This window comes from Corallococcus sp. AB011P (assembly GCF_003611605.1).
Lineage (GTDB): Bacteria > Myxococcota > Myxococcia > Myxococcales > Myxococcaceae > Corallococcus > Corallococcus coralloides.
The window spans coordinates 1-3,551 of record NZ_RAVX01000054.1; the positions used below are offsets into that span (position 1 = coordinate 1).

Below are 3,551 nucleotides of genomic sequence, written 5' to 3' on the forward strand. Positions count from 1 at the left end.
CGACGGCCGTGGCGCCCGGCATGACGTGCTGCTGCCGCGCGAGTTGACGGACGCACTGAAGGCCCTGGCGCAGCAGGAAGGCGCCTCCCTCTACATGGCGCTGCTGACGGGCTGGCAGATGCTCATGTCCCGCTACTCCGGCCAGGAGGACGTCACCGTCGGCTCTCCCATGGCCGGCCGCACGCGCGGCGAGGTGGAGGGCCTCATCGGCCTCTTCGTCAACGCCCAGGTGCTTCGCACCCGCGTGTCGGGCACCGCGTCCTTCCGCACGCTGCTGCGTCAGGTGCGAGAGACGGTGCTCGGGGCCCAGGAGCACCAGGAGCTCCCCATCGAGCGCCTCGTGGAGGAGTTGAAGCCCGAGCGCATTCCGGGCCGTACGCCCTTCTTCCAGGTGATGCTCACCTACCAGGCCTCCTTCCGCGGCTCCGCCTCCGTCGAGGGCGTCAAACTGGAGGCCCTGGAGCTCGACACCTTCTCCGCCAAGTTCGACCTCACCCTCCAGGTGCTGGAGACGGACGCCGGCCTCAAGGGCTACCTCGAGTACACCTCTGACATCTTCACCGCCTCCACCGCCGCACGCATGGCCGAGCACCTGCGGGTGCTTCTCCAGGAGGCCGTCGCTCAGCCGGACCGCCGCGTGTCGTCGTTGCAGTTGCTTGCGGGACAGGAGCGCCAGCAGGTGCTGGTGGAGTGGAATACGACGCATGCGCCGTTCCCCGAAGCGTGCATGCACTCGCTCTTCGAAGCGCAGGTGCGCCGCGCTCCGGAATCGGTGGCCGCGATTTTCGAAGGAGCGCAGCTGACGTACGCGCAGCTGGACGCGCGCGCCAATCAGCTTGCGCATGCCCTCCGCCGTCGCGGCGTGGGGCCGGAAGTTCGAGTTGCTCTCAGCGTCGAGCGCTCTCTCGATATCGTCATCGGGTTGCTTGGCATCCTGAAGGCCGGCGGCGCCTGGGTGCCCGTGGATCCGCTCCTGCCTCGTGAGCGCCTGGCCTTCATGCTGGAGGACAGCGCGGCCCAGGTGCTCGTCACCCAGCAGCCACTGGTGGACCGGTTCCCCGAGGCACTGCATGCCCGCGCGCTCTGCCTGGACACCGAGCGCGAGTCGCTGGCCAAGGAGCCGGCGGATGCGCCCGTGACGGGCGTGACGCCCGCCAACATGGCGTACCTGCTCTACACCTCGGGCAGCACGGGTACACCGAAGGGCACGGCGGTGGAGCACCGCAGCGTCGCCAACCTCGTCACCCACGAAGCGGTGGCCTATGGCATCGGCCCTGGCAGCCGCGTGTTGCAGTTCGCCAGCCTCAGCTTCGACCTCTCCGTGGAGGAGATTTTCACCACGCTCTGCAACGGCGCCACGCTGGTACTCGCGCCGCTGGAGAAGCTGATGCCGGGTGCACCGCTGCCTGTGCTGTTGCGTGAGCAGGAGTTGAGCGTCGTCAGTCTTACCCCCGCGGCACTGGCGGCCACGTCCTCCGAAGGGCTCCCCGAGGTCCTCACCGTCATCTCCGGCGGCGAAGCCCTGCCCGCGGACGTCGTCGCGCGTTGGGCCCCGGGGCGGCGCCTGCTCAATACGTACGGCCCCACCGAAGCCACCGTCATCGCCACCTTCGGTGAGGTAGTGGCGGATGGGAACGTGCCGTCCATCGGCAAGCCGCTGGCGAACGTGCGTGTCTATGTGTTGGACGCGCACGGGCAGCCCGTCCCCGTGGGTGTACGCGGCGAGCTGCACATTGGCGGCGTAGGCGTGGCGCGTGGGTACGCGGGACGGCCGGGACTCACCGCCGAGCGCTTCGTGCCGGATGCCTTCTCCGGTGAGGAGGGGGCTCGCCTCTATCGCACGGGCGACGTGGTGCGCTGGCGCGTGGATGGCCAGTTGGACTTCGTCGGCCGCATCGACGCGCAGGTGAAGGTGCGCGGCTTCCGCATCGAGCTGGGCGAAGTCGAGAACGCCCTGCGTGTCGCCCCTGCCGTGAAGGACGCCGTCGTGCTCGCCCGCGAAGATTCGCCGGGCGACAAGCGCCTCGTCGCCTACGTCGTGGGTGAAGCCCTCGACATCACGGCCCTTCGCGCGCACCTCAAGCAACTCCTGCCTGAGTACATGGTGCCTGCGGCCTTCGTCTCCATGGAGACGCTGCCTCTGACGTCCAACGGCAAGGTGGACCGCAAGGCCCTCCCTGCTCCGGATGCGAGCCTGCTCCGGGCTTCGCACGCCTACGAGGCCCCGGCGACGCCGCTGGAGGAGAAGCTCGCGGCACTCTGGAGCGAAGTGCTTCGCGTGCCCACCGTGGGCCGCACGGACAACTTCTTCGAGCTGGGGGGCCACTCCCTTCTCGCCACGCAGCTGGTGGCCCGCGTGCGCGCGGCGCTCGACGTGGAGTTGCCGCTTCGCGCCCTCTTCGAAGCTCCCACCATTGCCGCCCTGGCTGAACGCCTCCAGCGCGCCGCGACCGGCACGCGTCTGCCCTCCCTGACGCGCACGCGCACCGAAGGCCACCTGCCGCTCTCCTTCGCGCAGCAGCGCCTCTGGTTCCTCGACCAGCTGACCCCGGACGACGCCTCCTACAATCTGCCCGTCGCGCTGCGACTCCTGGGTCGCCTGGACGTGGAGGCCCTTCGCCGTGCCTTCGAAGCGCTCGTGGCGCGGCATGAAGCGCTGCGCACCACCTTCTTCGAGGAAGAGGGCCAGCCCTTCCAGCGCATCCATGCCCCGGCCGAATGGTCGCTCCCGGTCGAAGACCTCTCTTCCCAGGAGGAGTCCGCACGAGAGGCGCAGACGTTGCGGCTTGCCACCCGTGAGGCCCGGCAGCCCTTCAACCTCGTCCGTGGGCCGCTGCTGCGCACGGCCCTCCTCAAGCTCTCGGACGACTCCCACGTCCTCCTCGCGACGATGCACCACATCGTCTCCGACGGCTGGTCCATGGGCGTCCTCATCCGTGAACTGGCGAGCCTCTATGAGTCCTTCAGTGGCGGCCGGACTCCCTCGCTGCCACCGCTGCCCGTGCGGTACGCCGACTTCGCCCTCTGGCAGCGCCAGTGGCTCCAGGGCGAGACGCTGGAGTCGCAGCTCGGCTACTGGAAGCAGCAGTTGGCCGGTGCCCCCGCCGCGCTGGAGCTGCCCACGGACCGTCCTCGTCCGGCCGTGCAGTCCCGCCGCGGCGCCACGGTGCCTGTGCACTTCCCCTCGGAGTTGACGGACTCGCTGCGCAGTCTCGCTCAGCGTGAAGGTGCTACGCCCTTCATGCTGCTGCTCTCCGCATTCCAGCTGCTCCTCTCGCGCTACTCCGGCCAGGACGACGTCAGCGTCGGCTCTCCCATCGCCGGACGTACTCACGCCGAGGCCGAGGGCCTCATCGGCTTCTTCGTCAACACGCTGGTGTTGCGCGCCCATGTGCGCCCGGAGGAGTCCTTCCGCCAACTGCTGGCCCAGGTGAAGGCCACCACCCTCGCCGCCTACGAGCACCAGCACGTCCCCTTCGAGAAGCTGGTGGAAGTCCTCCAGCCCTCGCGCGACTTGAGCCGCAGCCCTCTCTTCCAGGTGATGCTCGTCC

Annotated in this window: 1 protein-coding gene; it reads left to right on the forward strand. The window is 69.2% G+C overall.

From position 1 onward, the window contains the following. Window positions 1-3,551 (forward strand): non-ribosomal peptide synthetase (locus D7X30_RS41255; protein WP_120568454.1); only part of this gene is annotated, 3,551 nt, incomplete at both ends.